28 protein-coding genes are annotated in these 26,860 nt (G+C 70.5%); 13 read left to right on the forward strand and 15 right to left on the reverse strand.

The features are described 5' to 3' along the window. Nucleotides 1-563 precede the first annotated feature (563 nt). From lspA to ACFYTQ_RS17195, 3 genes are read left to right on the forward strand one after another with little or no spacing between them, the layout of a single operon-like run. Nucleotides 564-1,097 carry a signal peptidase II gene (lspA, locus tag ACFYTQ_RS17185; RefSeq protein WP_387362292.1) on the forward strand — a complete coding sequence of 178 codons (534 nt, stop codon included), beginning with the start codon at nt 564-566 and terminating at the stop codon, nt 1,095-1,097. After that, nucleotides 1,094-2,020, forward strand: a complete 927-nt coding sequence (locus ACFYTQ_RS17190) for an RluA family pseudouridine synthase (protein WP_387361692.1) — start codon at nt 1,094-1,096, stop codon at nt 2,018-2,020. Before lspA ends, ACFYTQ_RS17190 begins: the two co-directional genes overlap by 4 nt. Beyond that, a complete protein-coding gene (locus ACFYTQ_RS17195; RefSeq protein ID WP_387361694.1) occupies nt 2,013-2,666 on the forward strand; it encodes a hypothetical protein in 654 nt (217 codons plus the stop codon). The genes ACFYTQ_RS17190 and ACFYTQ_RS17195 overlap by 8 nt, the downstream gene beginning before the upstream one ends. Nucleotides 2,667-2,675: 9 nt before the next feature. On the opposite strand, the gene ACFYTQ_RS17200 is transcribed toward ACFYTQ_RS17195, so the two are convergent. Beyond that, nucleotides 2,676-3,437 carry a TetR/AcrR family transcriptional regulator gene (locus tag ACFYTQ_RS17200; protein WP_387361696.1) on the reverse strand — a complete coding sequence of 254 codons (762 nt, stop codon included), beginning with the start codon at nt 3,435-3,437 and terminating at the stop codon, nt 2,676-2,678. Between ACFYTQ_RS17200 and ACFYTQ_RS17205 the strand changes: the two genes are divergently transcribed. After that, complete coding sequence (locus ACFYTQ_RS17205) at nt 3,322-4,665, forward strand: MDR family MFS transporter (protein ID WP_387362294.1); 1,344 nt, start codon at nt 3,322-3,324, stop codon at nt 4,663-4,665. The two genes, ACFYTQ_RS17200 and ACFYTQ_RS17205, sit on opposite strands and share 116 nt — an antisense overlap. Nucleotides 4,666-4,670: 5 nt before the next feature. Here ACFYTQ_RS17205 and ACFYTQ_RS17210 read toward each other — a convergent pair whose 3' ends face one another. Next, entirely contained in the window at nt 4,671-5,180 is a 510-nt protein-coding gene (locus tag ACFYTQ_RS17210; protein ID WP_387361698.1) for a GNAT family N-acetyltransferase, read from the reverse strand. Between the two features lie 13 nt (nt 5,181-5,193). Here ACFYTQ_RS17210 and ACFYTQ_RS17215 point away from each other — a divergent pair, with 13 nt between their 5' ends. From ACFYTQ_RS17215 to ACFYTQ_RS17225, 3 genes are all read left to right on the forward strand, one after another. After that, complete coding sequence (locus ACFYTQ_RS17215) at nt 5,194-5,799, forward strand: helix-turn-helix domain-containing protein (RefSeq protein ID WP_387361700.1); 606 nt, start codon at nt 5,194-5,196, stop codon at nt 5,797-5,799. 10 nt (nt 5,800-5,809) lie between these two features. Next, nucleotides 5,810-8,224 (forward strand): cation-translocating P-type ATPase, encoded by a 2,415-nt coding sequence (locus ACFYTQ_RS17220; protein WP_387361702.1) that lies wholly within the window; start codon nt 5,810-5,812, stop codon nt 8,222-8,224. Nucleotides 8,225-8,325: 101 nt separating this feature from the next. After that, nucleotides 8,326-9,147 (forward strand): PhzF family phenazine biosynthesis protein, encoded by an 822-nt coding sequence (locus ACFYTQ_RS17225; RefSeq protein WP_387362296.1) that lies wholly within the window; start codon nt 8,326-8,328, stop codon nt 9,145-9,147. Here the strand turns inward: ACFYTQ_RS17225 and ACFYTQ_RS17230 are convergent. Then, entirely contained in the window at nt 9,144-9,557 is a 414-nt protein-coding gene (locus ACFYTQ_RS17230) for a group 1 truncated hemoglobin (protein WP_387361704.1), read from the reverse strand. The genes ACFYTQ_RS17225 and ACFYTQ_RS17230 overlap by 4 nt on opposite strands. A gap of 179 nt (nt 9,558-9,736) precedes the next feature. Between ACFYTQ_RS17230 and rarD the strand changes: the two genes are divergently transcribed. Then, nucleotides 9,737-10,654: an EamA family transporter RarD gene (gene rarD / locus ACFYTQ_RS17235; protein ID WP_387361706.1), complete on the forward strand. Its 918-nt coding sequence runs from the start codon at nt 9,737-9,739 to the stop codon at nt 10,652-10,654. Nucleotides 10,655-11,061: 407 nt separating this feature from the next. On the opposite strand, the gene ACFYTQ_RS17240 is transcribed toward rarD, so the two are convergent. The 6 genes from ACFYTQ_RS17240 to ACFYTQ_RS17265 all read right to left on the reverse strand — a co-directional run bounded on the left by ACFYTQ_RS17240 (nt 11,062) and on the right by ACFYTQ_RS17265 (nt 13,883). Next, nucleotides 11,062-11,625: an MmpS family transport accessory protein gene (locus ACFYTQ_RS17240; RefSeq protein ID WP_387361708.1), complete on the reverse strand. Its 564-nt coding sequence runs from the start codon at nt 11,623-11,625 to the stop codon at nt 11,062-11,064. A 197-nt stretch (nt 11,626-11,822) separates the two neighbouring features. Beyond that, a complete protein-coding gene (locus ACFYTQ_RS17245; protein ID WP_387361710.1) occupies nt 11,823-12,074 on the reverse strand; it encodes a hypothetical protein in 252 nt (83 codons plus the stop codon). A 7-nt stretch (nt 12,075-12,081) separates the two neighbouring features. Beyond that, nucleotides 12,082-12,495, reverse strand: coding sequence for a hypothetical protein (locus ACFYTQ_RS17250; RefSeq protein ID WP_387361712.1), 414 nt, complete (start codon nt 12,493-12,495; stop codon nt 12,082-12,084). Nucleotides 12,496-12,522: 27 nt separating this feature from the next. Then, nucleotides 12,523-13,080 carry a hypothetical protein gene (locus tag ACFYTQ_RS17255; protein WP_387361714.1) on the reverse strand — a complete coding sequence of 186 codons (558 nt, stop codon included), beginning with the start codon at nt 13,078-13,080 and terminating at the stop codon, nt 12,523-12,525. Then, nucleotides 13,046-13,438, reverse strand: coding sequence for a hypothetical protein (locus tag ACFYTQ_RS17260; protein WP_387361716.1), 393 nt, complete (start codon nt 13,436-13,438; stop codon nt 13,046-13,048). The genes ACFYTQ_RS17255 and ACFYTQ_RS17260 overlap by 35 nt, the downstream gene beginning before the upstream one ends. Nucleotides 13,439-13,589: 151 nt before the next feature. Beyond that, entirely contained in the window at nt 13,590-13,883 is a 294-nt protein-coding gene (locus ACFYTQ_RS17265) for a hypothetical protein (protein WP_387361718.1), read from the reverse strand. Nucleotides 13,884-14,064: 181 nt separating this feature from the next. On the opposite strand from ACFYTQ_RS17265, the gene ACFYTQ_RS17270 reads away from it, so the two are divergent. Beyond that, nucleotides 14,065-15,309 (forward strand): helix-turn-helix domain-containing protein, encoded by a 1,245-nt coding sequence (locus ACFYTQ_RS17270; RefSeq protein WP_387361720.1) that lies wholly within the window; start codon nt 14,065-14,067, stop codon nt 15,307-15,309. Between the two features lie 136 nt (nt 15,310-15,445). Here ACFYTQ_RS17270 and ACFYTQ_RS17275 read toward each other — a convergent pair whose 3' ends face one another. Genes ACFYTQ_RS17275 through ACFYTQ_RS17285 form a run of 3 tightly spaced genes read right to left on the reverse strand, consistent with a single transcriptional unit; the run spans nt 15,446 to nt 18,194 of the window. Continuing rightward, nucleotides 15,446-16,495: an ABC transporter substrate-binding protein gene (locus tag ACFYTQ_RS17275; RefSeq protein WP_387361722.1), complete on the reverse strand. Its 1,050-nt coding sequence runs from the start codon at nt 16,493-16,495 to the stop codon at nt 15,446-15,448. A 3-nt stretch (nt 16,496-16,498) separates the two neighbouring features. Further along, entirely contained in the window at nt 16,499-17,386 is an 888-nt protein-coding gene (locus ACFYTQ_RS17280; protein ID WP_387361724.1) for an ABC transporter permease, read from the reverse strand. Next, the gene (locus ACFYTQ_RS17285; RefSeq protein WP_387361726.1) at nt 17,376-18,194 is read right to left on the reverse strand and encodes an ABC transporter ATP-binding protein; all 819 of its coding nucleotides are present in this window, start codon (nt 18,192-18,194) and stop codon (nt 17,376-17,378) included. Before ACFYTQ_RS17285 ends, ACFYTQ_RS17280 begins: the two co-directional genes overlap by 11 nt. 134 nt (nt 18,195-18,328) lie before the next feature. Between ACFYTQ_RS17285 and ACFYTQ_RS17290 the strand changes: the two genes are divergently transcribed. Beyond that, a complete protein-coding gene (locus ACFYTQ_RS17290) occupies nt 18,329-19,999 on the forward strand; it encodes an ATP-binding protein (protein ID WP_387361728.1) in 1,671 nt (556 codons plus the stop codon). Further along, nucleotides 19,984-20,643: a response regulator gene (locus ACFYTQ_RS17295; protein WP_387361730.1), complete on the forward strand. Its 660-nt coding sequence runs from the start codon at nt 19,984-19,986 to the stop codon at nt 20,641-20,643. The genes ACFYTQ_RS17290 and ACFYTQ_RS17295 overlap by 16 nt, the downstream gene beginning before the upstream one ends. A gap of 77 nt (nt 20,644-20,720) precedes the next feature. On the opposite strand, the gene ACFYTQ_RS17300 is transcribed toward ACFYTQ_RS17295, so the two are convergent. Further along, nucleotides 20,721-21,617 (reverse strand): phosphotransferase enzyme family protein, encoded by an 897-nt coding sequence (locus tag ACFYTQ_RS17300; RefSeq protein WP_387361731.1) that lies wholly within the window; start codon nt 21,615-21,617, stop codon nt 20,721-20,723. Then, nucleotides 21,602-22,816 carry a helix-turn-helix domain-containing protein gene (locus ACFYTQ_RS17305; protein WP_387361733.1) on the reverse strand — a complete coding sequence of 405 codons (1,215 nt, stop codon included), beginning with the start codon at nt 22,814-22,816 and terminating at the stop codon, nt 21,602-21,604. Before ACFYTQ_RS17305 ends, ACFYTQ_RS17300 begins: the two co-directional genes overlap by 16 nt. Before the next feature lie 372 nt (nt 22,817-23,188). Here ACFYTQ_RS17305 and ACFYTQ_RS17310 point away from each other — a divergent pair, with 372 nt between their 5' ends. Together ACFYTQ_RS17310 and treZ are read left to right on the forward strand one after the other, a co-directional pair. Next, entirely contained in the window at nt 23,189-23,395 is a 207-nt protein-coding gene (locus tag ACFYTQ_RS17310) for a hypothetical protein (protein ID WP_387361735.1), read from the forward strand. 235 nt (nt 23,396-23,630) lie between these two features. Further along, complete coding sequence (gene treZ, locus ACFYTQ_RS17315) at nt 23,631-25,373, forward strand: malto-oligosyltrehalose trehalohydrolase (protein ID WP_387361737.1); 1,743 nt, start codon at nt 23,631-23,633, stop codon at nt 25,371-25,373. Here treZ and ACFYTQ_RS17320 read toward each other — a convergent pair. Next, entirely contained in the window at nt 25,345-26,739 is a 1,395-nt protein-coding gene (locus ACFYTQ_RS17320; RefSeq protein WP_387361739.1) for an alpha/beta hydrolase family protein, read from the reverse strand. The genes treZ and ACFYTQ_RS17320 overlap by 29 nt on opposite strands. Between the last annotated feature and the right edge of the window lie 121 nt (nt 26,740-26,860).

Genomic DNA, 26,860 nt, shown 5'->3' on the forward strand with positions numbered 1-26,860 from the left:
CCCGCCGACCGACGGCCCCACCACCCCCATGAGGGATGATGTCCCCTGTGACCACCGACCCACCCCCCGGCGAAGAACACGCCGGGCACAGCGAAGGGCCCCACCCCCCGGCGGAGAACACCCCGGGGACAGCGGAGGGCCGCACCCCCGGCCCCGAGCAGATCCGCACCTCGGCCCCCGAGGCGACCCACCCGTCGGGAACCGAGAAGGTCCGCACCGGCACCGATGAGGCTGACGCCTCGGGCACCCAGAACGGCCGCCCATCAAGCGCTGCGGTCGGTGACGCGTCGGACACCGAGAAGGTCCGCGCCCCGGGTACCGATGAGGCTCACGCGCCGGGCACCCGAAACGGCCGCGCATCGAGCGCCGCGGTCGGTGGAGCGTCGGGCATCGAGAAGGCTCACGGGTCGGGTGTGGGAGAAGGCACCGACAACGCCGAGGTGTCGGGCGCCGAGGACGGCCGGGCATCGGATACGCAGGCGAGTGCGGTGGGCCGCGCGGCGGATGGAGACGAAGAGGGGCACGTGTCGAACGACGATGAGGCCAAGGCGGTTTCGCCCGCGCTGAGCGGGGCCACCGCAGTGCGGCCGCGGCGGTTGCCCGCGTTGTTGGTGGTGGCGGGGGTGATCTTCGCGGTGGATCTGGGGACCAAGGCTCTGGTCGTGGCGAATATGACGCCGGGGGAGCCGATTTCGATCGTCGGGGACGTCGTGCGGTTGACGCTGGTGCGTAATCCCGGGGCGGCGTTCTCGATGGCGACCGGGATGACCTGGCTGTTGACCTTGATCGCGGCGGCGGTGGTGGTCGGGGTGATCCGGATCGGGCGGTCGTTGCGGTCGGTGGGGTGGGCCGTGGGGCTGGGGCTGGTGTTGGGGGGTGCGGTGGGGAATCTGGTGGATCGCTTGTTCCGGGCGCCGGGGCCGTTGCAGGGTCATGTGGTGGACTTCATCGCCGTGACCAAATGGTGGCCCGTGTTCAATGTCGCCGACTCCGCGATCGTGTGCGGGGCGATCCTGCTCGTGGCGCTGACGGTGTTCGGCTTCGAGCCGGACGGCACGCGTTCCGGTGGTGAGACCCCGGCGGGGAGCGGCGCATGAGGGAGACGCGTGCCATGCCCGTCCCGGACGGGCTCGACGGAATGCGGGTGGACGCCGGCCTGTCCCGGCTGCTCGGCCTGTCCCGGACCGCGGTCGCCGCGCTCGCCGAGGAGGGTTCGGTGCAGATCGACGGCGTGGCCGCGCACAAATCGGATCGGCTCGCGGGCGGCGCCTGGCTCGAGGTCGAATTCCCCGAACCCAAGCGGGAACTCACCATCGAGGCCACCCCGGTGGAGGGCATGAAGATCCTCTACGCCGACGACGACATCGTGGCCGTGGACAAGCCGGTCGGCGTGGCCGCGCACACCGGCGTCGGCTGGACCGGCCCGACGGTCGTGGGCGGCCTGGCCGCCATGGGCTACCGCATCTCCACCTCCGGCGCGCACGAACGCCAGGGCATCGTGCACCGCCTGGACGTCGGCACCTCCGGCGTCATGGTCGTCGCCCAGTCCGAGCACGCCTACACCGTGCTCAAGCGGGCCTTCAAACAACGCACCGTCGACAAGCGGTATCACGCACTCGTGCAAGGACATCCGGATCCGTCGAGCGGCACCATCGACGCCCCGATCGGCCGCGCCCGCGGCAACGACTGGAAGTTCGCCGTCACCGCCGACGGCCGCCCGAGCGTGACCCACTACGACACGATCGAGGCGTTCCAGGCGGCGAGCCTGCTCGACATCCACCTGGAAACCGGCCGCACCCACCAGATCCGCGTGCACTTCTCGGCGATCCGTCACCCCTGCTGCGGTGATCTGACCTACGGCGCGGACCCGCGCCTGGCCGAACGCCTGGGCCTGGAACGCCAATGGCTGCACGCGCACACGCTCGGCTTCGCGCATCCCGCCGACGGCCGCTGGATCGAGATCACCAGCGACTACCCGGCCGATCTGGCGCACGCGCTCGACGTCCTGCGCCATGCCTGAGCGCGCCCGCTGGGCCGTATGGGGAACGGCCGCAGCGCTTTTCGCGGTCCTGATCGTGGTCCTGGGCTGGGCGTACCCGCCCCGCCCCGCGGTCGTGTCCACCGACCGGCTCGGTCCCGTTTCGGGTGAGCCGGTCGCGGACTACCTCGCCCGCGCGCACCGCACCCTCGACGGCGCCGACACCGCCGACCACTGGGCCCTGGTGTCGTTCACCACCGGCCTAGCCCCCGACCGAATCCCCGAGCACACCAACGGCTTACGCGTCTCCCAGGTCGTCCACCACGTCCCGATCGACCGCGTCACCACCCCGTTCGTGACCATACCGGTCCCCGCCGGAGACGAGGTCGCCGTGGCCTCGGCCCGCGCCGCCGCCGGCCTGCTGAGCGCCACCCCACCCGCCGACGAACGCTCGGCCCGGATCACCGCCGTCGTAGCGGACCGTCTCCGCTCCGGCTGCCCCTGCACGGTCGGCCTGGTCGTCCGCGGCCCCCTCGACCGCCTCCGAGAGTTGGCCACGCACAACGACATTCGAGCCGTCGAGGTCCTCCCCGCCGACGCGGGCGTCTTCGGGTTGGCCCCGCTTCTGCCCGAATACACCGACACCGCCGCCTCCGGCCCCGACGACGGGCCCATCCCCGACCACTGAGCGCCCCCCTCACCCCGTGCCCCGCACCAAGGGCAGGAAGATATCGTCCACGATGGCCGTGATCCGTTCGGGCGGAAGGGGTTCCATCGTCATGAGCAGATCGTGCCGCACCAGATCGAACGGCAGGGCGAGCACGTCGGGCGGCACGCGGTCCAGGTCCAGTTCGCCGCGCTGGTGGGCGCGCCGGTAGACCTCGTCCGACCACAGCGGCCGATCGCCGAGCAACTGCACCCGCAACTGTGCCGGGGTGAGCCCGGTATCGGCCATCAGCCCGTTCAGCGCCGCGCCCACCACCGCCGCGAAACCGGCCCGCCCGGCGTTGGCGCTCTCGATCAGGGCCAGCAGGTCGCCGCGCAGGTTGCCGGTGTCGGGCGCGCCGACCGGGCGGGTGCGGCCCTGATGTTCGATCGCGGCCCGGACCAGTTCGTCCTTGTTCGCCCAGCGCCGATACAGCACCGCCACGCCCGTCTTCGCCCGCGCCGCAACGGCTTCCATCGTCAGGGCCGCATAACCGGCCGCCACGAGTTCGTCCCACGCCGCGTCCAGCAGCGCCCGCTCGAGTTCCGGCCCGCGTCGCCGACGCCGGATCGCCTGATCGGCCATCACCGCCCACGACGACGCCACGATCGATCCGAAGGTCCTGCGGACCGGCCTGATCCTGATCGTCGGTGTCATCGCCGTCGTCTTCGACACCACGATCGTCGGCGTCGCGCTGCGCACACTGACCGTCGAACTGCGCACCGCGGTCGGCACGATCCAATGGGTCACCACGGGCTATCTGCTCGCGCTGGCTTTGGTTGTGCCACTGAGCATCTGGGGGCTGCGCCGCTTCGGGGGCAAGCGGTTGTGGCTGTTCTCGCTCGGCCTGTTCCTGGTCGGCTCGATCGGCGCGAGCCTGGCGTGGAACGCCGAATCGCTCATCGCCTGGCGCGTCGTGCAGGGCGCCGGGGGCGGGCTCATGCTGCCGGTAATGTCGACGCTCGTCATACGAGCGGCCGGGGGCAAGGCGCTCGGCCGGACCGTCACGGTCATCACGCTCCCCGTCCTGCTCGGACCGATCCTCGGCCCGCTCGTGGGCGGGGTGATCCTGACCCAGCTGTCGTGGCGGTTCATGTTCTGGGTCAATGTGCCGTTCTGCGTGGCCGGGCTGATCCTCGCCGCGCTGTTCCTGCCCCGAGACGAAACAGACTCCGCCCCAGGGACATTCGATATGATCGGCTTCGTCCTGCTCGGTCCCGGCATCGTGGCGCTGATCCTGGGCCTGTCGGCCGCGGGCCGGGAGAACGGCTTCGGCCACGCCGACGCGCTCGCGCCGATCCTCGTCGGCGCCGCTCTCGTGCTGGCCTTCGCCGGCTACGCCGTGCGGCGCGCCGATCCGCTGGTCGACATCCGCCTGTTCGCGCGGCGCTCGGTGGCCTCGGCGTGCGCGGTCATGTTCTGTTCCGGGTTCGCCCTCTACGGCGCGGTGCTCCTGCTGCCGCTGTTCTATCAGCAGGTGCGCGGCGTGGACGCGCTCGGCGCGGGGGTGCTGCTCATTCCGCAGGGTGTCGGCACCCTGCTCAGCCGCGGCCTGACCGGATCGCTCACCGATCGAATCGGCGCGCGTCCCATCGCCGTCGGCGGTTTCGTCATCGTCACCCTCTCGACCATTCCCTTCGCCTACGCCGACGCCCACACCAGCGGCGGGCTGCTCGCGCTCTGGCTCGTGGCGCGTGGATTCGGGCTGAGCGCGGTGATGATCCCGGTGATGGCGGTCGCCTACGAGGGCCTCGATCCGGCGCGGATCGCGCACGCGAGCGTGCTGACCCGGGTCGTGCAGCAACTCGGCGGCTCGTTCGGCACCGCGGTCCTCGCCGTCGTCCTCGAACGCGCGGTCGCCGGGCGCCACGGGGACGTCGGGGCAGCGTTCGGGATCGCGTTCTGGTGGGCGGTCGGTTTCGGTGTTCTCGCCACGGTGTTGTCGCTGTGGCTGCCGGGGCGCCGGGGCCGAAACCCCTGAGCCGCTTACAAACTCAGTTGCATGAGCACCGTGTCGATCCAGCGGTCGTGCTTGTATCCCACCCGCCGCAGCCGCCCGGCGTCGACGAAGCCGCGGCTGCGGTGCAGGGCGGGGGAGGCCAGATCGCCGGAATCGGCTATGACGGCGACGATTTCGCGCAGCCCGCGGTCCCGGCAGGCGGACAGCAGGCCGTCGAGCAGGCCGCCGCCGAGCCCGCGGCCGATGGCCCAGGGCGCGAGGTAGATCGAGTTCTCCGCGGTGTGCCGGTAGGCCGGGCGCTGCTTCCAGGGCGCGCAGTAGGCGTAACCGGCGAGGTGGCCCTCGGATTCGGCGACCAGGAACGGCAATCCGGCCGCGGTGATCGCCGCGAAGCGCCGCCGCCACTCGGCCACATCGGGCGCGTCGAGCTCGAAGGTCGTCACCGTCTCGCGCACGTAGTGGGCGTAGATCGCGGCGATCTCGGGCAGATCCGCCTCCGAACCCGCCCGATATTTCGCTATAGAGGAATCTGTCACTACTATAGTGTAGGTGGATCTCGTCGCCCTGGGCCAGCGCATTCAGCGACACCGCCGCGACCGCGGCCTGACCCTGAACCAGCTCGCCGAGCTGTCCTCGGTGAGCGTGAGCATGCTCTCCTCGATCGAACGCGGCGACAAGGCCCCGACAGTCGTGGTCCTCGACCGGGTCGCCCGCGGGCTGGGCACCCGGCTGTCGGCGCTGGTGGCCGAGCCCGAGGGCGAGCGCCTCATCGTGCGCCGCGCCGCCGATCAGGACGTCGTGCGCGAACGGGGCTGGCAGCGCACCGTTCTCACGCCGGTCGTGCCGGGGGTGAACTTCGAGTGGATCCGCTCGACGCTGCCGCCCGGCTGCGTCCCCGGCGAATATCCGCCCTACGCTCCCGGCTCGCACGAGTTCCTCTACGTCGAATCCGGCACGGTGACGCTCACCGTGGACGGCGAACACGTCGTCGAGCTGAGCGCGGGCGACTCGATGTACCTGGCCGCCGACCGCGCCCTGCACTACGCCAACCGCTCCGACGCGCCGTGCACCTACTACGTGGCCGCGCTCATCATGCGCTCGCGCGGCGCCCGGCAAACCGATGGCATACCGCCCGATGTGTCCGGAACGCTCTAGGCTGTCGAACATGTCGATCACCGAGCAGGCGGCGCGGTCTCCGGGTCTGACCACGGCCGAGGTCGAGCAACGCGTTCGCGAGGGGCACACCAACGACGTTCCCGACCGGGCCAGTCGCTCGGCCGCCGACATCGTCCGGGCCAATGTCTTCACCCGGATCAACGCGATCCTCGGCGTGCTGTTCGTGCTCGTGCTCGCCACCGGATCGCTCATCGACGGCATGTTCGGCCTGCTCATCGTCGCCAACAGCGTCGTGGGCATCGTGCAGGAGCTGCGCGCCAAACAGACCCTGGACAAACTGGCCATCGTCGGCCAGGCCAAGCCGATGGTCCGCCGCGACGGTAACGCCCGGGAGATCGCCCCGCGCGAGGTGGTGCGCGACGACCTCATCGAACTCGGGCCCGGCGATCAGATCGTGGTCGACGGCGAGGTCGTGGAGTCCGAACTGCTCGAGGTCGACGAGTCGCTGCTCACCGGCGAGGCCGATCCCATCGACAAAGCCGTTGGCGCGCAAGTGATGTCGGGCAGCTACGTGGTCTCCGGCTCGGGCTGCTACCGGGCCACCAAGGTCGGCCGGGACGCCTACGCCGCCAAACTCGCCGCCGAGGCCAGCAAGTTCACCCTCGTCGACTCCGAACTGCGCAACGGCATCAACACGATCCTGAAGGTCATCACCTACCTGCTGATTCCCGCCGGACTGGTGACCATCTACAACCAGCTGTTCTCCAGCCACGAGTCGTGGCGTGCGGCGCTCAACGGTATGGTCGCCGCGCTGGTCCCGATGGTGCCCGAGGGCCTGGTGCTGATGACCTCGATCGCCTTCGCCGTCGGCGTGGTCCGGCTGGGTCAGCGCAAATGCCTGGTACAGGAGCTGCCCGCCATCGAGGGCCTGGCCCGCGTCGACGTCGTGTGCGCCGACAAGACCGGCACGCTGACCGAGAACGGTATGCGGCTGGCCGAGATCCGTACGGTCGGCGACGCCGACGAGGCCGCGCTGCGAGAAGTTCTGTCCGCCATGTCCGCCGACGACCCGCGCCCCAACGCCAGCGTGCTCGCCATCCGGGAGGCCACCGGCGACGGCCCCGGCTGGCGGCCCACCGCCGTCGCCCCGTTCACCTCCGCCAAGAAATGGAGCGGCTTCTCCTACGGCGAGCACGGCGACTGGCTGCTCGGCGCGCCGGACGTACTGCTCGACTCGGGCTCCGAAATCGCCTCCACCGCACAGGAAATCGGCGCCCAGGGCCTGCGGGTGCTGCTGCTGGCCCGCGGCGACCGGCCTGTCGACGCGCCCGACGCGCCCGGTGCGGTGACCCCGCAGGCGCTGGTGGTGCTCGAACAGAAGGTGCGCCCGGACGCGCGAGACACGTTGGCGTACTTCGCCGAACAGAACGTGGCCATCAAGGTGATCTCCGGCGACAACGCGGTCTCGGTCGGCGCGGTGGCCGCCTCGCTCGGCCTCACCGGCGGCGATCACGCCGTGGACGCGCGCGAACTGCCCGCCGAACGCGACGAGCTGGCCGATGTGCTCGATCACGAGACCACCTTCGGCCGGGTCCGTCCCGATCAGAAGCGCGCGATGGTCGGGGCTCTCCAGTCGCGCGGGCACACCGTCGCCATGACCGGCGACGGCGTCAACGACGTGCTCGCGCTCAAGGACGCCGATATCGGCGTCGCCATGGGTTCGGGCAGCCCCGCCACCCGCGCGGTCGCCCAGATCGTGTTGCTGGACAACAGGTTCGCCACCCTGCCCTACGTCGTCGGCGAGGGCCGCCGGGTGATCGGCAATATCGAGCGCGTCTCGAATCTGTTCCTCACCAAGACCGTGTACTCGGTGCTGCTGGCGTTCCTGGTCGGCGCGGTGGGCATCGGCTCGCAGTGGTTCCACTACGACCCGGTGCCGTATCCGTTCCTGCCCCGGCACGTCACCATCGCCGCCTGGTTCACCATCGGCATCCCCGCGTTCATCCTGTCGCTGGCGCCCAACAACGAAAGGGCGCGAAGGGGTTTCGTGCCGCGGGTGCTGCGGCTGGCGGTGCCGTCCGGGGTGGTGATCGGCGCGATGACCTTCGTGGCCTACCTCATCGCCTATCAGGGCGCCGACCAGACCGAGACCGAGAAGGTGCAGGCGGGCACGACCGCGTTGATCACCCTGCTGATCGTGGCGGTCTGGGTGCTGGCGATCGTGGCGCGGCCGTGGAACTGGTGGAAGCTGCTGCTGATCTTCGGCTCGGTGGCCGGCTATCTGATCCTGTTCACCGTCCCGTTCACCAGGCACTTCTTCAAGCTCGACCCCTCCAACGCCACCCTCACCGGCACCGCGGCCGTGCTCGGCGTGATCGGCATCGTGCTGGTGGAGATCGGGTGGTGGCTGAGCGCGCGACTGTCCGGCGACGGGGAGTCGCCCCGCGCCGCCGAAAAGGGCTGACGGCCGCGCGGATTCGGTCCAGGGAACTGGACAGGTGCTATGGCACGCCGTGAATCGCGTTGTGACGCGTGTCGATTGGCGTCGCGGGTACCTTCGGCAATATGGAGGTCCTGCTGCATCAGATCGATGCCTTCGCCGATGCGCCGTTCACGGGCAATCCGGCCGCCGTCATGCCGCTGCCGCAATGGCTGCCCGACGACGTGTTGCAGCAGGTGGCCGCCGAGAACAACCTCGCCGAAACCGCTTTCTACACCGCGCTTCTGCCGCCGCACGCCGGGCGCGCGCCCACCGACGACCCGGCCGTGCACCTGCGCTGGTTCACCCCCGAGCACGAGATCGATCTGTGCGGGCACGCCACCATGGCGACGGCCGCGCAGATCCTCGAGGACATCCATCCGGGCGCGGACCGCGCGCACTTCTTCACGCGCAGTGGCTGGTTGACCGTCGAACGCACCGACGACGACGAGTACGTGCTCGACCTGCCCGCCCTGCCGTCGGTCGACGTGGTGCCCGATCCGGCGCTGGTGGCCGCGACGGGCGTGCGGCCGCTGCGCGCGCTCACCGGACAGGACGAGGTGCTGGTGCTGGCCTCCGAGGCCGAGGTGCGCGCGGCCCGGCCGAATGTGGCGGCGTTCCCGGCACTTCCGCGCGGCGTCGTCCTCACCGCGCCCGGGGACACCGCCGATTTCGTCTCCCGCTTCTTCAAACCCGGTGCGGTGCCCGAGGATCCGGTCACCGGTTCCGCCCACGCCCAGCTGGTTCCGCTCTGGGCCCGCGATCTCGGCCGCGCGGATCTGACCGCGCGCCAGCTCTCCGCGCGCGGCGGCCGCCTGCGCTGCACCCTGGCCGGGGACCGGGTGCTGCTGGTCGGCCGCTGCCACCGCTACCTCGACGGCGTGGTCACCCTCGCCGATCCGGTCTAGCCGGTCGCGGCCGGGCTCGCGATGTCGTCGGCCAACGGCGCGACCGCCGAAATGATCTGGGCGACAATGTCATCCGGAACCCCGGCGGCCTTCAGGGACTCGGTGAGGTGACCGGCGACGAGACCGAAATGGTGCAGGGTGATGCCGCGGCCCTGATGCACCTGCTTCATCGGCGCGCCGGTGTAGGGCTCGGGGCCGCCGAGCGCGGCGGCGAAGAACTCGACCTGTTTGCCCTTCAGCCGGGACATGTTGGTGCCGGTGAAGAACGGGGCGAGTTCGGCGTCGGCGAGCACCCGCGTGTAGAAATCCTCGACCACGGTCTCGAGCGCCTCGTGGCCGCCGATCTTGTCGTAGATGGGCCGGTCGTCGGTGGCGACCGCCTTCGGCTTGAACAGGGAGGGGAGTTTCATGTGTCCAGGACAACACCGCGCTGTTGCGCGGCTATCACTCCGTGGTGGCCAAGCCATTTCCGCGCGTAGCAGTGCTATTGCCCGGACCTCACACGGTGCGCGACCGGGGTGTGAGACGCGCCGGGCGGCCGGGCAATTCCGCTCGACAACCATTACCGGGCGGAACTAGCGTCATTGCGGTGCGGTTACGTGAGTCTCCAACGGAGGCCGGTCCGGCGGTGCGCGCCGCGCCGGGCGGGGTGGTCTTCGGGGCGGGCGCCTATCTGATCTGGGGGCTGTTCCCCGCGTTCTTCGGCCTGCTCGAATTCGCCGGGCCCGTCGAGATTCTCGCCCAGCGGATCTGGTGGACCCTGGTCGTGGTGCTGGCGCTGCTGCTGGTCACCGGGCGGCTGCGCGAACTGCGGACGATCGACGCGGCCACTTGGCGGCTCGCCGCGGTGGCCGCCGCCGCGATCGCGACGAACTGGGGCGTGTACGTCTACGGCGTCACCTCCGGGCATGTGGTCGAGTGCGCGCTGGGCTATTTCATCAATCCGCTGGTGACCGTGCTGTTCGGGGTGGCGATCTTCCGGGAACGGCTGGCCTGGCCGCAGTGGCTGGCGCTGGCCCTCGGCGCGGTCGCGGTGATCGTGCTGACCGTGGACTACGGCAAACCGCCGTGGATCGCGCTGGTGCTGGCCTGTTCGTTCGCCACCTACGGCCTGGTGAAGAAGGTGATCCGGCTCGACGCCATGCGGAGTGTCGCGGCCGAGGGCCTGGTGTCGGCCCCCTTCGCGCTGGCCGTCGTCATCGCCTTCGCCGTCACCGGGCACGCCACCTTCGGGCACGGCCTCGGCCACACCGCCCTGCTCGTCTCGACCGGCCCGGTGACGCTGGTCCCGCTGCTGCTGTTCGCCCTCGCCGCCGCCCGCGTCCCGCTGTCGACCATCGGCATCCTCCAATACCTCACGCCCGCACTGCAAATGGCGTGGGGCGTCCTGGTCGGCCACGAGCCGATGCCCGCCTCGCGCTGGGCGGGCTTCGGCCTCATCTGGCTGGCGCTGGCGGTGTTCACCGCGCACGCCCTGTACGCCTCGCGGAGGCGGGCCCGGGCCTGAATCGCACGGCCCCGCCTTGATCGGCAAGGGGATCAGGTACGGCCGGGCCGCACACGTGACCTCCGGAACCGGAACCACCAGCCGCACCGACCTCGCGGATGTCCAGTTCGGCGGCGCCGCCATCACCTCGGGGAGCGACGACCTGTACACCGGGGGCGGAGCCTCGCCCAGGTACAGGCCGATATCGCCACGCGGGCTTGGAGAGCGCCTACCCGTACATCAACGCGGAACTGTTCCTGTGCGTCGCGCGCCTCGGGAGCGTCCCGAACTACGCGGTCGAGGGCGTGACTCCGGCGGTGATGTACCCGCGGAACGCGGACTCACGCCACCGATGCCGTAGCGTCTCGCGCTCGAATGCGAACGCCCTCAACCCGTTCGAGGGTGGGGGCGTTTCGGCATGCCCTCGGTCAGATCAACGGTGCGGTGCAGTTCACCACCGCGTACTTCCCGGTCGAGGTCTTCTCGTCCTTCACCTTGCCGTCAATCGTGATCCGGCACGTGACGCTCGTCCCGCTGGTCTGCGCGCCGAGCCCGGCGATCGCGACGGTCGACTTGTTCACCACGGTCTTCGTCCAAGGCGCGGACGATCCGGTTTCCTGCTGGAGGTCGGATTGCTCGTCGTAGTAGGTCACCGAGTTCAGGTTCCTGCTGTCGGAGATGATCTCGTAGACGATCGTCTTGCCCGGCCCCCCTTGCGGTTTCGCGGTCAAGTGCGGCACCGACGCCGGGGAGCTCTGGTCGCCAGTCGCCGGGGCCGCCGACTGGATCGAGGACGCCGCCGCGTCGAGTGCCTTGCTCGCCTCATGCCCGGCGGTGCCGATCAGGGCGAAGCAGCCGCCGAACATCAGCACGATCACCGCGAGCAGGATCCACGGCCAGACCTTGCGCTTCTTCGGCGGGGGCGGGGGCGGATACTGGCCGGGATGCTGGCTGGGCTGCTGCGGCGGGTACGGCGGCGGGGGGTTGGTCATAGAGATCTCCATGGTCGCTTGCTGCGGAGGCATCGAGTGTCGCCTGAACTTCGATGCGTCGCATGGGTTTACGTGATCTGGGGGGATTGAAGATGCACGCGGTCTGTTCTGCGTGACCGCGCCGCCCCCGCGCCTCGTGCATACGGAAGCGCCCCGGAACCGTTACGGCCCGGGGCGCTTTCGGCGTGTCGTGGACGCTACGAGGGCAGGCCTATCCGCTCGGCCGCCCAGTCGACGGCCGCGTCCTGGTCGTGCGCGGGGATGCTGCGTGTGGAGTGCAGCGGGGGCGTAACCCACCGGATGCGCCGCCAGCCGTGGCCGGGGCGCACGACCCAGCCGCCCCACTCACGCACGAGAGTTCCGCCGCGCCGCGCGCCCTTCGGGAGGGGCTTCAGCAGCCGCATCCAAAGGCGGAACTGGGCAATGCGGATCCGGTGCCACAGGGTCATCGCGTCCTCAGCATTCGATCAGGGCGAGGTTGGACTCCTCGGTGTGGACCTTCTCCTCGCCGTCGCGAGTCTCCCACATATCGACGATCGCCCTCCAGTATCCGTCCTCGCAATGTGCCCACGTGGCCAGGTTCTGCATCGGCTCCGGGATCCGGTTGCTCGAGTCCGAGTTGCGCAGCACCCACCTGCCATTGAGCCGGTACTGCAAGCTCAGCGTCGCGATGAAACGCTCGGGCGGGTCGGGGCAGTAGACGGCCCCGCCCGCGATCACGGAGACGGGCTCGTGCATGTACGGCCGACCGGTGTGGAACTCGAACACGCACGGCGCGGCGTTGGCCGCCGACGCGTTGGGCGCGACCACGGCCGGGGCCAGTGACAAACCTCCGGCGGCGGCGATGGCGGTGATGGCACGAATGATCATGTTGTCCCCCTTGGTTATTGGTTGTGATTACTTGGACGCGGTTGCGCCGCAGTCGGTTCCATCGGATTTCGTGAGCGGCCGCGCGGGGCGCGGAGTCCAGTCCGGCATGATCGCCCCTGCCCCGCAGACGCACATCGTCAGCTCGAGGTCCGCCAGCCAGGGCGGTGTCGGCGGTGTCGGGCCGTCGGCGAGTTGGTAGTAGGTGACACTGCGGGACCGCAGGCACGTCCCGCAGTCATACCCGCCGTCGGTCATCACGCACCGCACCCGCGATGTCCCCTCGGGGCCGGTGATGAGGATGTCCTGCTCAGATCCGGCGTCGCTCTCGCGCGGCGGCCCGGTGAGGGTGAGAAGGGCCGGGGCCGGGAAGATGACCAACTCGGCGTGCTTGGCTTTGCAGGCGCGGACCTGGGGCTCGAGCCACCAGGGGAGCCCGAGGTCGACGCTGTACACGGTCACGGCGTTGACCTCGGCCTCGGCGCGGGTGTCGTACCGCACGCAAGGTTCGTACTTGTCGATCTCCGTGCCGGTCACCACGAGCGGCGAGTCGTCATCGTCGCGCAGGTGCTTGATCTCGAATTTCATTGGGCCCCTTTGATTGTCTCTCCACGGCGCGATGCACCGTCTCCGCGATCTCTGCGGCCTTGCTGTCGCACGGCGGCTCGGTGCTGCGCCTCCACGCCGCGCTCACCGCCTCCCACAGCTTCAGCGGCATCAGGTCCGCTGCCGTGCCGAGGTCGAGGTGGGTCGGGATCTGGACTCGGTCCCCGGCGGCGTCGACCAGCTCGTCGACGAAGATCGTGCGGCCCTCGGCGTGCCATCGGGCACGCCAGCCGTCGGCCTCGGTAATCTGCCCCTGCCCGGTCACCGCGGTCGTCGCTTCCGCGATTGCTTCGTAGCCGCGGGGATGAGCACCTTCCACGCTGCGCGCTTCCGCGCGCACTCGTCGATCCGGCAGTCGCGGTGCTGGCGCATGATCCGCTGCGCGTGGCAAGTGGTCAGCACGCCCGTCGGGGCGTCGTGTGTCCATCCGACGCCGGACTCCTCGCGGGCGAGACGCTCCTGGATCTCGTGCACGCTGAGATGCCGCCCGGTCACGCGCGCGTCCGATCCCCGACGGGCCGCGTACACAGCAGCCGCACGCCCGCCGCCACGACGGGGTGATGCCCGCGGCCGAGGTGCGCGACGGTCGGCACGATCACCGTGGTCGCCTTGTGCTTGGTGACGGCCTCCATCACTCGCGTGGTCGGCATATCGGTGGTCGCGGTGAATACGAGGCCCTCGACGAGGTCCAATCCCTCTCGCGTGGCGCGGTCGCGGATCAGGGCCTTGTCGCGATTGACGTTGTCGCTCAGGTCAATCCGGATCAGTCCAACAGCAGCGGGCATGGGTACTCCCGGTGTGGGTAGGTGGTGGGGCACCGACCGCCGGAGAGATGGACGTGGAGCTCATCCGGCGGCGGGGCCATGCCTCACTTTGGACCGCCCTTGTGCGGATTTTGTCCCGCAGTGGGACACTGCCCATAGCAATGCGCTTTGGTGCCGTGGACGTGGACGTGGAGGGCACACGATGGCCGATGTCGACGAGGGCCGGTATATCGGCCAGCGAGTACGAATGGTTCGCCGCAGGCGCGGCATGACGCAGCAGATGCTCGCCGACCGTGCCGGGTTGAGTCGGGGAGCGATCGCGAAGTACGAGACTGGGGAGCGGCCGGTCGATTCGCGCAGGGTGCTGCTCGATCTGGCTGCGGCGCTCGGGGTTACGATCGGCGACTTGACCGGCCATGATCAAGAGAAGCTGAATCCTGCCACCGCGAATTTCCACTCGGCGGTGCCCGAGCTCGAGACGGTGCTGTGGACGCGCGGCAACATCACCGATTCCGCGCCGTCGAAGTCTCTGGACGAACTGGCGCGGATGGCACGCCACGCGACCAAGCTGCGGCACGACTGCGATTACGAGACCCTCGGACCGATGCTCGTGCCGATGCTGACCGACAGCTACCGACACGTCCACGACGCTCCTGCCGGGGTCGCGGGCGAGCGCGCCTGGGACGTCTTCGGGACCATCGCCTACGGGGTCGCCTCCGCACTGCGGGCCCGCGGCTATCACGCCCTCGCATGGAATGTGGCCCAGGAGGTAGAGCGCGCAGCCGAGCGCAGTGGCGAGGCAGCGCAGGTGGCCGCCGCCGCGTTCGGGCAGGGGCAGATCATGCTTTCGCGGCCGGGCGCGCTGCGCGCCTCGCTGACCACGACCATGGGTGCGGCCGAGAAGATCGCGCCGGAGGCGCACACGCGCGGCGAGATCGAGACGCTCGGCATGCTGCACTTGCAGGCGTCGATCACCACGGCAACCCTCGGCGGCGACCCCGAGCCGTATTTCGCCGAGGCGGCCGAGCAGGCGGCCCGACTGGAGCGCGCCGACGCCGACACATCGACTGCGCGCAACGAGTCGTTCGGGTCGGCGAACGTGACGCTGTGGCGCATGTCCTCGGCGATCGAGCGCCGCGAGCCGGACCGCGTCCTCGAGCTCGCGCCGCAGGTGCGTGCCGACGACCTTCCGAACGAGGGGCGGAAGGCGCAATACTTCGTCGAGATCGGTCGCGCCCACGGGATGCGGAAGCGGCACGAGGAAGCGATGTATTCGATCCTGCGTGCGGAAAGCATTGCCCCGCAACACGTCCGGGGCCTGTCGCCGGTCCGGGAGCTGGTCGGTCACATGATGCGCACCGCCCGGCGTGACCTGACGACCGGACCGCTCGGCAAGCTGGCCGAGCGGGTCGGCGCGCTCGAGGCACCGGGTTCGGCGCGAGGCTAGTTCGGAACCGCGCAGCAAGCGCGAAGGTGCATATCATACTCGAACCCATGTTCGATGAGGTGAAACCGGGGGAGACGATTACCTGGTGGTCGGACGGCCACAGCGCCCGGTACGCCTCGCGCAAACGGACCCGGACCTACTGAGGATTCGTCAGCGCCCGTCGGGCGAACTCGTTGGTGTAGGTGCGGGACAGGTCGATGCGGTCACGGGCCGGGCGCACCGAGCGGGAGTATTTGCCCAGGATGGTCAGAACGTTCTGGGCCCCTTCGGGTTTCATGAGGCCGTCGGCGTTGAACATGCCGATGGAGTCGCGCAGGGACTGGACGTAGAGATCCTTGCCGCCCGAGGCGTACTGCGCAGGCATCACGGCGGCGATCTCCTCGGCGCTGTGGGTCCTGATCCACTGCAAGGTCTGCACGAATGCCGTGGCCAGCCGCTGCACGATATCGGGGTGGGCGTCGACCATGTCGCAGCGCATGTACAGCGACGACGCCGGATACAGCCCGCCCAGCGCCGCCCGGGTCCCGGCCTCGGTCCGCATGTCCAGCAGCACCTTTCCCTCGCCGGAGCGCACCAGCTGCGCCACCGTCGGGTCGGTGGTCATGCCCGCGTCGATGCCGCCGTGGTTCAGGGCGGCGATGAAGGTCTGTCCCGCACCGGCGTTCACCGTCGAGTAGTCCGCGGTGCCCAGGCCCGCCTGCCCGGCGAGCGCTTGGGTGAGGAAGTCGGTGGACGAGCCCAGCGACGTCACGCCCAGTTTGCGGCCCCGGAAGTCGGCGGGGGAGGTGACCGATTCGGCAGCCGCCTTCGACACCATCTCCACCTCGCCGGGGACGTCGGCGAATTGCACCACGGTGCGCAGACATTGGTCCTTGGCCTGGAGATCGATGGTGTGGTCGTAGAACCCGACCACGCCCTGCGCCTCCCCGGTCAGCAGCGCCAGCTCGGCGCTGGACCCGGACTGCTGCCCGATGAGCTTCACGTCGACGCCGTTGCGGGCGAAGCCGCCCAGTCGCTCGGTGAGCATGGCGGGCAGATAGATCACCTTCTCCAGACCACCGACGATGATGGTGATCCGGGGATGCCCGTCGACCATCGGGATGCGCCTCGAGTCGCGGCAACCGGTGGTCAACAGCAGCGCGCAGACGGCGAGCAGGATAAGTGCGAAAGGCTTGCGGAAGTGCATGTCTCACACCTCCCCGGCCGAACGGGCCTGCGCGGGACGCCATTTCAGCAGCCGGGCCTCGGCCGCGCCGATACCCCACTCCGCCAGCAGCGCCACCACCGTGATGATGATCATGCCCGCGTAGATCCCGGCCGCGTCGAAGGTGTTCTGCGCGTTGGAGATCAGCAGGCCCAGGCCCTTGGCCGCGCCCGCGTACTCGCCGACCACCGCGCCGATGAGCGCGAAGCCGAAGGCGGTGTGCAGGCTGGACAGAATCCAGGTGGTGGCGCTGGGCAGCACGATCCGGGTCAGCACCTGCCCGCGGCTCGCGCCCAGGATGCGGGCGTTGTCGATGACATTGCCGTCCACCTCGCGGGCGCCGGTGAAGGCGTTGAAGAACACGGCGAAGAAGGTCAGCACCACGACCGTGGCCACCTTCGACTCCAGCCCCAGCCCGAACCAGATGATGAACAGCGACGCCAGCACGATGCGCGGAACCGCGTTGAGCGCCTTGACGAACGGCGCCAGCACCTCCGCGAAGTACCGGCTGCGCCCGAGCAGCACACCCAGCACCACCCCGGCGACGCTGCCGATCACGAAACCCAGCACCGCCTCCTCCACGGTGGTGAGGAGCTGTTCCCAGATCGAACCGAATTGCGTTCCGCGCGTGAACCATTCGACGAGCCGGTCCCAGATCCTGGACGGCTTGGAGTAGACGAACGGGTCGATCCACACCGTCGCGGTCAGCTCCCACGCGCCCAGCCACAGCGCTACCAGCGCCAGCCGCAGTCCCCAGGTGCGCAGCGCCGCGCGGCGGGCCTGCCTGCGCGCCCGCCCGAGGATGTCCGCCTCGGACTCCGCCTCCGGTTCCGGTGCGGCCGTGTCGATCCGGTCGACGACGTCATGCGACACGACGGGCTCCCTTCGCGCGGGCGGCCTCGACCTGGTCGCGCAGCGTGCCCCAGATCTCGCCGTACAGGCCGCGGAACTCGTCGGTGAGCCGCACCCGTTCGACATCGCGGGGCCGGTCCAGGGTCACCCGGAAGTCGCCGCACACCGTGGCCGGGCTCGCGGTCATCACGACCACGCGATCGGCGAGCACGATCGCCTCCTCGAGGTCGTGGGTCACGAAGACGACCCCCGCGCCGGTGCCCGTCCACACCCGCAGCAACTCGTCCTGCATGAGCTGACGGGTCTGCACGTCCAGCGCGCTGAACGGTTCGTCCATGAGCAGGATCTCGGGCTCGTTGACCAGGGTCTGGGCCAGCGCCACCCGCTTGCGCATACCGCCGGAGAGCTGATGCGGGTAGTACCGCTCGAATCCGGCGAGGCCGACCTTGCGCACCCACTCGGCGGCCCGCCGCCGCGCCTCGCTCCTGGACGCGCCCTGGAAGCGCGGGCCCAGCGCGACGTTGTCGAGCACGGTCCGCCACGGCAGCACGGCGTCCTGCTGGAACATGTAGCCGATGCCGGGCGGGATGCCCTCGACGTCCTTGCCGCGCACCAGGGTTCGCCCGGCGGAGGTCCTCGCCAGCCCGGACACCAGCGACAGGGTGGTGGACTTGCCGCAGCCGGTGGGGCCGACGACGGCGACGAATTCGCCGGGGGCGACGGTGAATCGGAGATCGCGCACGGCGGTGTGGATGCCGCCGCCCGAGCCGGGGAAGCGCTTGGTCGCGCCCCGCAACTCGATGAGGGGGTGGGTCGTGTCGAGCGTCATGTGACCGACCGTAAGTGAGCGCGGTCACCGCGGTACGGTTGTGCGCACAACCTCCGCAACTCGCGATCTCCGCGTTGTGCTCGTTCTGCTCAGCCGTTGTGATCATTCTGTGCGCGGTGCTACAAAGTGTCCCGATGAAGGTGTTCGGCCGTGCCGTGCGGCTGCGGACCCAGATCGTGTTGCTGCAGGTCGTGCTCGTCGCGCTGACGCTGGGTATCGCGTTCGGCGTGTTCGCGTACGTGGGTGAGCAGCGCCTGTCCGGCGAGTACGGGCAGCGCGCGCTGGCGATCGCGCGCACGGTGGCGGCCGATCCCGCGGTCCGGGCCGAGACCGCCGGTTACTCGTCGGCTATCGCGGTGGGTCCCGAGTCGGCGGCCGAACTCGCGGGCGGGCCGCTCCAGCGGTTCGCCGAGCAGACCCGGACGCGGACCGGCGCGCTGTACGTGGTGGTGACCGACGACGCGGGAATTCGCCTGGCGCATCCGGACATCGGGCGACTCGGGGAGCGGGTGAGCACCGATCCGTCGGCGGCGCTGGGCGGGGCGGAGGTGGTGATCTCCGAGCGCGGCACCCTCGGCGAGTCGGTGCGCGCGAAGGTGCCGGTGCTGGGACCGGACGGCGAGCGCGTGGTGGGCGAGGTGAGCGTGGGCATCTCCACCGCCGCCGTGCGCGAGCAGCTGATGCGGGATCTGCGCCGGGGCGCGGTGTTCGCCGCCGTCGCCCTGCTCGCCGGGGTCGCCGGATCCCTGCTGCTGGCGCGGCGCTGGCACGGCCTGACCCTCGGGCTGCAACCCGCCGAACTGGCCGAGCTGGTCCGCGAGCAGGACGCGGTGCTGCACGGCATCGGGGAGGGCGTGGTGGCCGTTGACAACCGGTGGCGCACAACGGTTGTCAACGACGAGGCGCGCCGCCTGCTGGGCGTGGACGCGGTGAGCGGCCGCGCGGTCGACGAGATCGGCCTCACCGAGCGGACCCTCGAGGTCTTCCGCGCCGCCGAGGAGAGACCGGTGCCCGCCGCGGTCGGCGACCGGCTCGTCGTGCTCACCGCCCGCCGGGTCACCCGTGATGGCCGCCCGCTCGGCGCGGTGCTGAGCGTGCGCGACCGCACCGACGTCGAAACCCTCACCCGCCAACTCGACGCCGTCCGGTCGCTGAGCACCGTCCTGCGCGCTCAGCGTCACGAGTTCGCCAACCGCCTGCACCTGCTCAGCGGCCTGCTGCACACCGATCGCCCGGCCGAGGCCACCCGCTATGTCGACGAGCTGCTCGGCTCCGGCCCGCTCGGGGCCGCCCTTCCCGGCATGGACACCCTGCGCGATCCGTACCTGCAAGCCTTCCTCGCCGCCAAGGCCGCGCACGCCCGCGAGAGCGACGTCACCCTGCGCCTGGGCCCGAACACCTGGGTGGACGCGAATCTCGTTGCGCCCGTGGAGGTCACGACCGTCATGGGCAATCTGCTCGACAACGCCATCGAGGCCGCCCGCGGCGCGGGGGAGCGGATCGTGGAGATCGAGCTGGTGCAGGAGGGGACCACGCTGCACCTCGCGGTGGCCGACAGCGGGGGCGGGGTGCCGCCGGAGTCGCGCGCGGCGATCTTCGCCGAGGGGGTGTCCACCAAGCCGGGTGACGGGGTGCCGGGCGGGCGCGGGGTGGGGCTGGCCCTGGCGCGGCAGACGGCGCGGGCCGTGGGCGGGGATGTGGTGCTGGCGGAATCCGGTGGGGGAGAAGGGCTCGGCGGCGCGGAGTTCCTCGCTCGCTTGCCGGGCGTGCTGGTGGAGGGAGAGGCGGCATGGGCGCCGAGCTGACGGTGCTGGTGGTCGACGACGATTTCCGGGTGGCGAATCTGCATGCCGGAATCGCCTCGGCCGCACCGGGTTTCGTGGTGGGCGCGGTGGTGAACACGGTGGCCGCGGCGCGGTCGGCCATCGCCGCGCAACGGTTCGATCTGGCGCTGGTCGATGTGTATCTGCCGGACGGGTCGGGCGTGGAGCTGGTCCGGGAGATCCGCTTCGACGCCATGATGCTCACCGCGGCGACCGAGGCCGAGACCGTGCGGGCGGCGCTCGCCGCGGGCGCCCTGGCGTATCTGGTCAAGCCCTTCGATCGGGCGGCGCTGACGGCCCGGCTGGCGGGATACGCGCGCTACCGGCGACTGCTGTCCGCCGCGGTGGTCACCGCCCGCGACATCGACGCCGCCGTGGACGCGCTGCGCCCGGCGCCCACCCCCGGGCCGGCGACGGCGTCCCCGACGAAAGACCTTGTCCTGCAAGCGGTCCGGAGCGCATCCACACCGATGTCGGCCGCCGAGGTCTCCGCCGCCACCGGCGTCTCCCGCGCGACCGCCCAGCGCTACCTGGCGACCCTCGTGGCGACGGGGGCCCTGCGCATGCGGCTGCGCTACGGCAGCACCGGCCGCCCGGAGCAGGAGTACTCCGCGGCGTCCGAGTGAGGCCGCCCGGTCCCATCGGCTTACACGATCGGGTGCCAGCGCTCGTCCCGTGTGGGGCCGCGCGCGGTCCTATCGGCTTACGCCACCGCGTGCCAGCGGCCGTCTCCGCTGCGGGGGTCGCGGAGGCTGCGGGTGCGGTGGCGTAGTTCGGCTCCGGCCGCTGGGTCGCCGGCCTCGGCGCGGCGGATGTAGGAGGTGAGGGTGTGCAGGTCGCGGATCTCGCGCAGGACCTCGAAGCCGGGCCACTCGCGGACGTCCCAGCCGTAGGCCAGGCCGAACTCGTGCAGTTCGGTGGCCGAACGGCCGAACCGCACCCCGCCCTGATAGATGTTGACCAGGTCCAGTTCCCGGGGCGCGATCGCGACCTCGTCCCAGTCGCCGAGCAGCGCCCGCCCCTCGTCCCACAGCGTGTTGCCCGGGTACGCGTCGCCGTGCACCATGCCCACGCCCAGGCGCGAGGGCAGCCGCTCGTAGCGGTCGACGAGCGTGCGCCGCCGTTCGGCGAGCCATCGCCGATCCGAATCGGGCAACACGTCGGGCGCCGCCTCGAGCACCTGCCCCAGCCCGGCCAGCGGCTGGTAGCGCGGCAACTCGAACGGCGGATCGCCCAGCCCGTGCAGATCGCGCAGGATCGCGCCGAGTTCCCGTGCGGGCGGGCGGTTTCCGTCGGGCTGCGGGTAGTAGCGCCAGAACGTGACGGTGGCGCCGTCGATCTCGATCGCCTCGTCCACCACGGGTTCGGTGACCGCGAGGCCGCGATCGGCCAGCCAGCGGGTGATGGCGAGCGAGGACCGCGCGCGCAGCCCGTGATCGCTCGAACAGCTGATCCGGACCACCACCCGTTCGCGGTCCAGGACGTAGACGGTATTGGAGTGCGCGTGCAGCAGCCGGGCCGAGCGCGCGGTCAAACCCACACTGCGGCAGGCGAGGTCGAGAATCGGGTCGGCGAAGCGACCGGTCAGTGCTGTGTCCATGTCTCGGGAGTTCTGAAGTCGGAGATTTCGTCACGAAGTCGGCGCCCGGAGCCGGGCAGGCCGCGCAGATGCGCGTCCACTTGGCGCATACCCTCGAGCACCGGTCGGATACGCTGCCCCGGCGGCAGCGCCAGGACCGGGCCCAGGATCTCGCTCGCGCCGTCGACGGCGCCGCGGGAGATCCGGGCAATGGCCACGTCCATGCGGGCCAATGCCTCGTCACCATAACTGCGTTCGTGGCTCGGGCCACAGCGGTAGGCGGTGATGGCCTCGTCGGCCCAGCGCTCGGCCTCGTCGTGGTCGCCGATGAGCCGGAAGGCGCTGCCCGCGTAGTAGGCCGCCTTCGTCGTCGAGAACCGCAGCACCCCACCGAATTCGGTGACGTCGTCGGTGGTTCCCGCCTGTTCCGCCGCGGCGAGGGCCCGGCCCACCGCGGCGCGGGCCTCCTCGGCGCGACCGAGCCGGGCCGCGCACCGGGCCTCCAGGGCGGCGAGCCGGATCCGCTGTTCGCCGGGCGGTGCGACCGCCGCGCCCTGGCGGGCGAATTCGATTGCGCGCGAGGGGTTCCCGCTCCACTCGGCGATGAGCCCCTTCGCCCCGACGGCCCAGCCCAGCAGCGCGTTGTGCCGGGCGCGCTGGGCCAGGCGTTCGGCGGCGAGGGCGTGCTGCATGGCGGCGATCGAATTGCCCAGATTGTCGGTCACCTGCGCCAGCAGCACGATGGCCACCCCGCCGAGGAACATCAGTTCGCGGGCGCGCTCGGGGGCCGGGCCGCGGCGCAGCAGCTGCCACACCTGATCGCGCAGCAACTGGAGTTCGGTGAACAACGGTTGCGGCGCGGCGTGCACATAGCTGGTGGCGATCCGGGAGAGCTCGTAATAGATGCTGTCGACGCTCAATTGGTCCGCGTCGTCGCCGGTCGCCCAGTCCGCGAAGGCGAGCGAGCGGGCGGCCGCCGCGCTGATGCCGTCGGGCGCGAGCGCGCCGCACTCGTTGGCGAGGGCCACCAGCGAGCCCCCGGCATTCAGCTCCGCGTCGAGGTCCTGCGCGATCTGCACCGGGGGTCTGCGCAACCCGTTCTCGATGCGCGACAACGCGCCCGCGTCGTAGCGAATGCTCTTGGCCAGGCTGCGTAGCGACCTGTCCTGTTGCAGGCGCAGCCGCCGCAACTCTCCACCGAATGCCTGCCAGTCGTTCATACCGCCAACAATCCGTTTCAGTACAACAACTTCCACCGCCCGTTGCGTCGCCATGGCAACTATTGGCAACACCGCAACGCTACAGGAACAAGCACACCTGCAAGCACAATTGCACGTGCATTCGGTGTGAAGAGCAGGTCTCGATTCGGGCTGACCGAACGGTCGGATGTTCCGGATGTACCGAATGCCCAAGATTAGCGGCGGCAAGAGGCGGTTGACGATGAGTCCATCGGAAGAGTCCGGGGCGCAACGTTTCGGGCGGTCTCGACGGGATTCGAGAGTACGGCGTTTCACCAAGATCTGCGCGTTCTGCGCGGGCGCGAATCAGGGTCGGCGCGCGGCGCGCCGGAGCGCGCGGATGGCGGAGGCGTCATGAACCGCCACGCGAGCGCGGGCGTGCTCACCCTCGATACCGCCCACCTGATCTGGCAGGAACACCGGCGCTGCAACGCCGACGACTGCCCCCGCAAGGCCGAGGCCCTCGCCGTCCTGGTCGAAGCGGGCAAGGTCCGGCTCGACAGCTCCCGCCTGCCCTACTTCGAGCAGTTGCGCCATCTGCTGGACCGCGGGCGCGAGTAGGCGAATCCCGTGGGCCGATTCCGGACCGGGGGGAGAGTGGCGAATCCATGGGCCGATTCCGGACCGGGCCGCGAGTGGGCGAAGCCCATGGGGCCGACCTGGACTCGGGGGCGCTAGTGGGTGAAGCCCATGGCCCATTCCGGACCCGGGGCGCGAGAGACGAAGCCCGAGGGGGCGGTACCTGCACCGGGGCGCGAGTAGCGCGCACCGTCCCCCCGGATGCCATGCTGGTGCGGTGACCTTGTTCGAGGTATGGGCGCCGCGGGCGCGGCGGGTGCGGATCGAGGTGGACGGCGACGTTCACGCCATGGCGGGGGACGAGCGGGGTTGGTGGCGAGCCGAACTCGCGGCGGGCGACGGGGCGCGCTACGGGTATCTGCTCGACGACGATCCGGCCGTGCTGCCCGATCCGCGGTCGGCGCGGCAGCCCGACGGGGTGCACGGGCGCTCGGCGCTGCACACCCTCGATCCGGGGAAGTGGACCGACGGCGGGTGGACCGGACGGCAGCTGGCCGGATCGGTGCTCTACGAACTGCACATCGGGACGTTCACCCCCGAGGGCACGCTGGACGCGGCCGTCGAACGGCTGGACCACCTGGTCGATCTGGGCGTCACCACGGTCGAGCTGATGCCGGTCAACGCGTTCAACGGCGTGCACAACTGGGGTTACGACGGGGTGCTCTGGTACGCCGTGCACGAGGCGTACGGCGGCCCGGACGCGTTGCAGCGCTTCGTGAACGCCTGCCACGCCAAGGGTCTGGCGGTCGCGCTCGACGTGGTCTACAACCACCTCGGCCCGTCCGGCAACTATCTGCCCCGCTTCGGGCCGTACCTCAGCGAGGGCCGCAACACCTGGGGCCAGAGCCTGAATCTTGATGGCCCGCAATCGGATACGGTGCGCCGATTCGTCATCGACAACGCGCTGCGCTGGTTCGAGGAGTTCCACATCGACGCCCTGCGCCTGGACGCGGTGCACGCCCTGGTCGACCACCGGGCGGTTCACCTGCTCGAACAACTCGCGATCGAAACCCGAACGCTCGCAGCGCATCTGGGCCGCCCGCTCACGCTCATCGCGGAGAGCGACCTCAACGACCCCCGCCTGATCACCCCCCGCGCGGGCGGCGGCTACGGGCTCGACGCCCAGTGGAACGACGACGTCCACCACGCCGTGCACGCCGCCGTCTCGGGCGAAAGACAGGGCTACTACGCCGATTTCGGCTCGCTGCGCTGCCTGGCCGACACGCTGCGGCGCGGATACTTCCACGCCGGGACGTACTCGAGTTTCCGCGGCCGCGTCCACGGCCGGCCGCTGAACACCGCTGTGGTACCGGGCAGTTCGCTGCTCGCCTACACCTGCGACCACGACCAGATCGGCAACCGGGCGCTCGGCGACCGGCCCGCCGCGTACCTCACCGAGGGACAGCTGGCGATCAAGGCGGCGCTGGTGCTGCTGTCGCCCTACACGCCGATGCTGTTCATGGGCGAGGAGTGGGGCGCGCGAACCCCGTTCCTGTTCTTCACCTCCCACCCCGAACCCGAGCTGGCCGCTGCCGTGGGCGAGGGCCGCAAGGCCGAATTCGCCGAACACGGGTGGCCCGCCGCCGACATCCCCGACCCGCAGGATCCCGCGACATTCCAACGCTCCAAACTGGATTGGCGCGAACCGATCGAACGGTCCTCGCTGCTCGACTGCTATCGGACGCTGCTGCGGCTGCGGCGCGCCCATCCCGACGTCACCGATCCCTGGCTGCCCCGGGTGGCGGTGGACTACGACGAGGAGCGGCGCTGGATCATCGTGCACCGCAACCGAATCCACCTGCTGTGCAACCTGGCCGACGAACCCGTCACGCTGCCGCAGATCGGCGAGATCCTGGCGGCCTGGGGTGAGGTGACGGTGACGCCCACGGGCACGGCGTTGCCCGCGCACTCGTTCGCCGTGCTCGAATCCGTCAGTGGGCGGGCGGAACTCGCGCTGTGAGCCAGCCGGTCACATAGTCCAGCACCCGCGGGTCCACGGTGGTCTCGATGCCCGCGTACTCGCTGGGCAGGCCGGTGTTCGCGGGCTGCATGAGGTGGTTCACGCCGTCGACGACGTGCACGTCGACGTCGGGGTCCCCGGCCAGATTCGCCTGCGCCGCGGGGGCGTTCTGGGCGGCGAGCACCTGGAGATCCTTGGTGCCGTAGAGCGCGAGCACCGGCACCCGCAGCGCCCGCAGCGCGGGAGCCGGGTCGTAGGTGACCAGCGCGCCGAAGTTCGGCGAGGTGTAGTCGGTGATGGCGCCGGGGCTGGCCTGTTGCTCGGGAGGCAGCGTGGCGTTGTGGCCCTCGAGGTATTGGCGGGTCTGCTCCGGATCGCCCGCGCGCACCAATGTGGTGAGGGTGCCGATGAATTCGACCTGCTTGCGCAGTTCCTCGGGGGTCGCGCCGGAGGCGGTGAGCATAGCGCGGTTCTGTTCCATCAGGACCTCGTCGCCGGGGACCGCCGGGCCCGCGAGCATGATCACGAAGGCCACGCCGCTGTCCGGACGTTCGGCGACCAGCGGAGCGAGATAGCCGCCCTCGCTGTGGCCGAGCAGGCCGATGCGGTTGCGGTCGATCTCGGGGCGGCCGCGCAGGAAGTCGATTCCGGCGGCCACATCGCCGGACAGATCGCGGTAGTCGGCGTGGGCGAGGTCGCCGCCGGTGCCGCCGACGCCGCGATCGTCGGTGCGCAGCACGGCGTATCCGGCCTTGGTGAGGGTGTTGGCCAGCAGCAGGAACGGCTTGTGACCGAGGATCTGTTCGTCGCGGTCCTGGGCGCCGCTGCCGCTGATCAGGATGACCGCGGGATGCGGGCCGGGGGAGTCGGGCAGGGTGAGGGTGCCCGCGACGGTGATCGTGCCGCTGGGGAAGGTCACGTCCTCGGATTTGTACGGGAACGGGGGCTTCGGTTCCTGGGGGCGCGGGGGGGCGGGGACCTTGCCGCGGGTCAGGGTGAGCGGGAGATCGTGGCCGGACTGGCTGAAGGTGCCGGTGATCGTGTCGTTGTCGAGGCGGCCGTGGTAGGTCGGCAGGCCGGGCAGGTCCGGGACGGTGAAGCCGACGTTGTCCTGGGCGGTGGTGACCTGGGCGGCGGGTTTGTCGAGGATGCCCTGTTCGGGGATGGAGACGGTGGCGCCGCCGGCGACGAAGGTCACGCCGAACGGCAGTTCGTGGTTCGGCAGCGGGAGGGTGCCGTGCCAGTCGCCGAGCACTGCCTGGTCGGTGGCGGTGGTCGGGGTCGCCTGGGGCGTCTTCGACGACGAGCAGCCCGCTACCAGGGTCAGCAGGAACACCACGACGGCCACTGATCGCAACGATCGCATAACCCAGCGTATACACGGGAGGGGGTGCGGGGTGGGGTTTCGGGGTGGCGCGGCGGGGGGATTTGTCCGAATCTTCGCAGGTCAGGTCCATTGCGGTGGGTTCGGCGGCGCGAGCGGGGCC

Source organism: Nocardia sp. NPDC004068, from assembly GCF_042874315.1.
In the GTDB taxonomy this organism is placed as follows: Bacteria; Actinomycetota; Actinomycetes; order Mycobacteriales; family Mycobacteriaceae; genus Nocardia.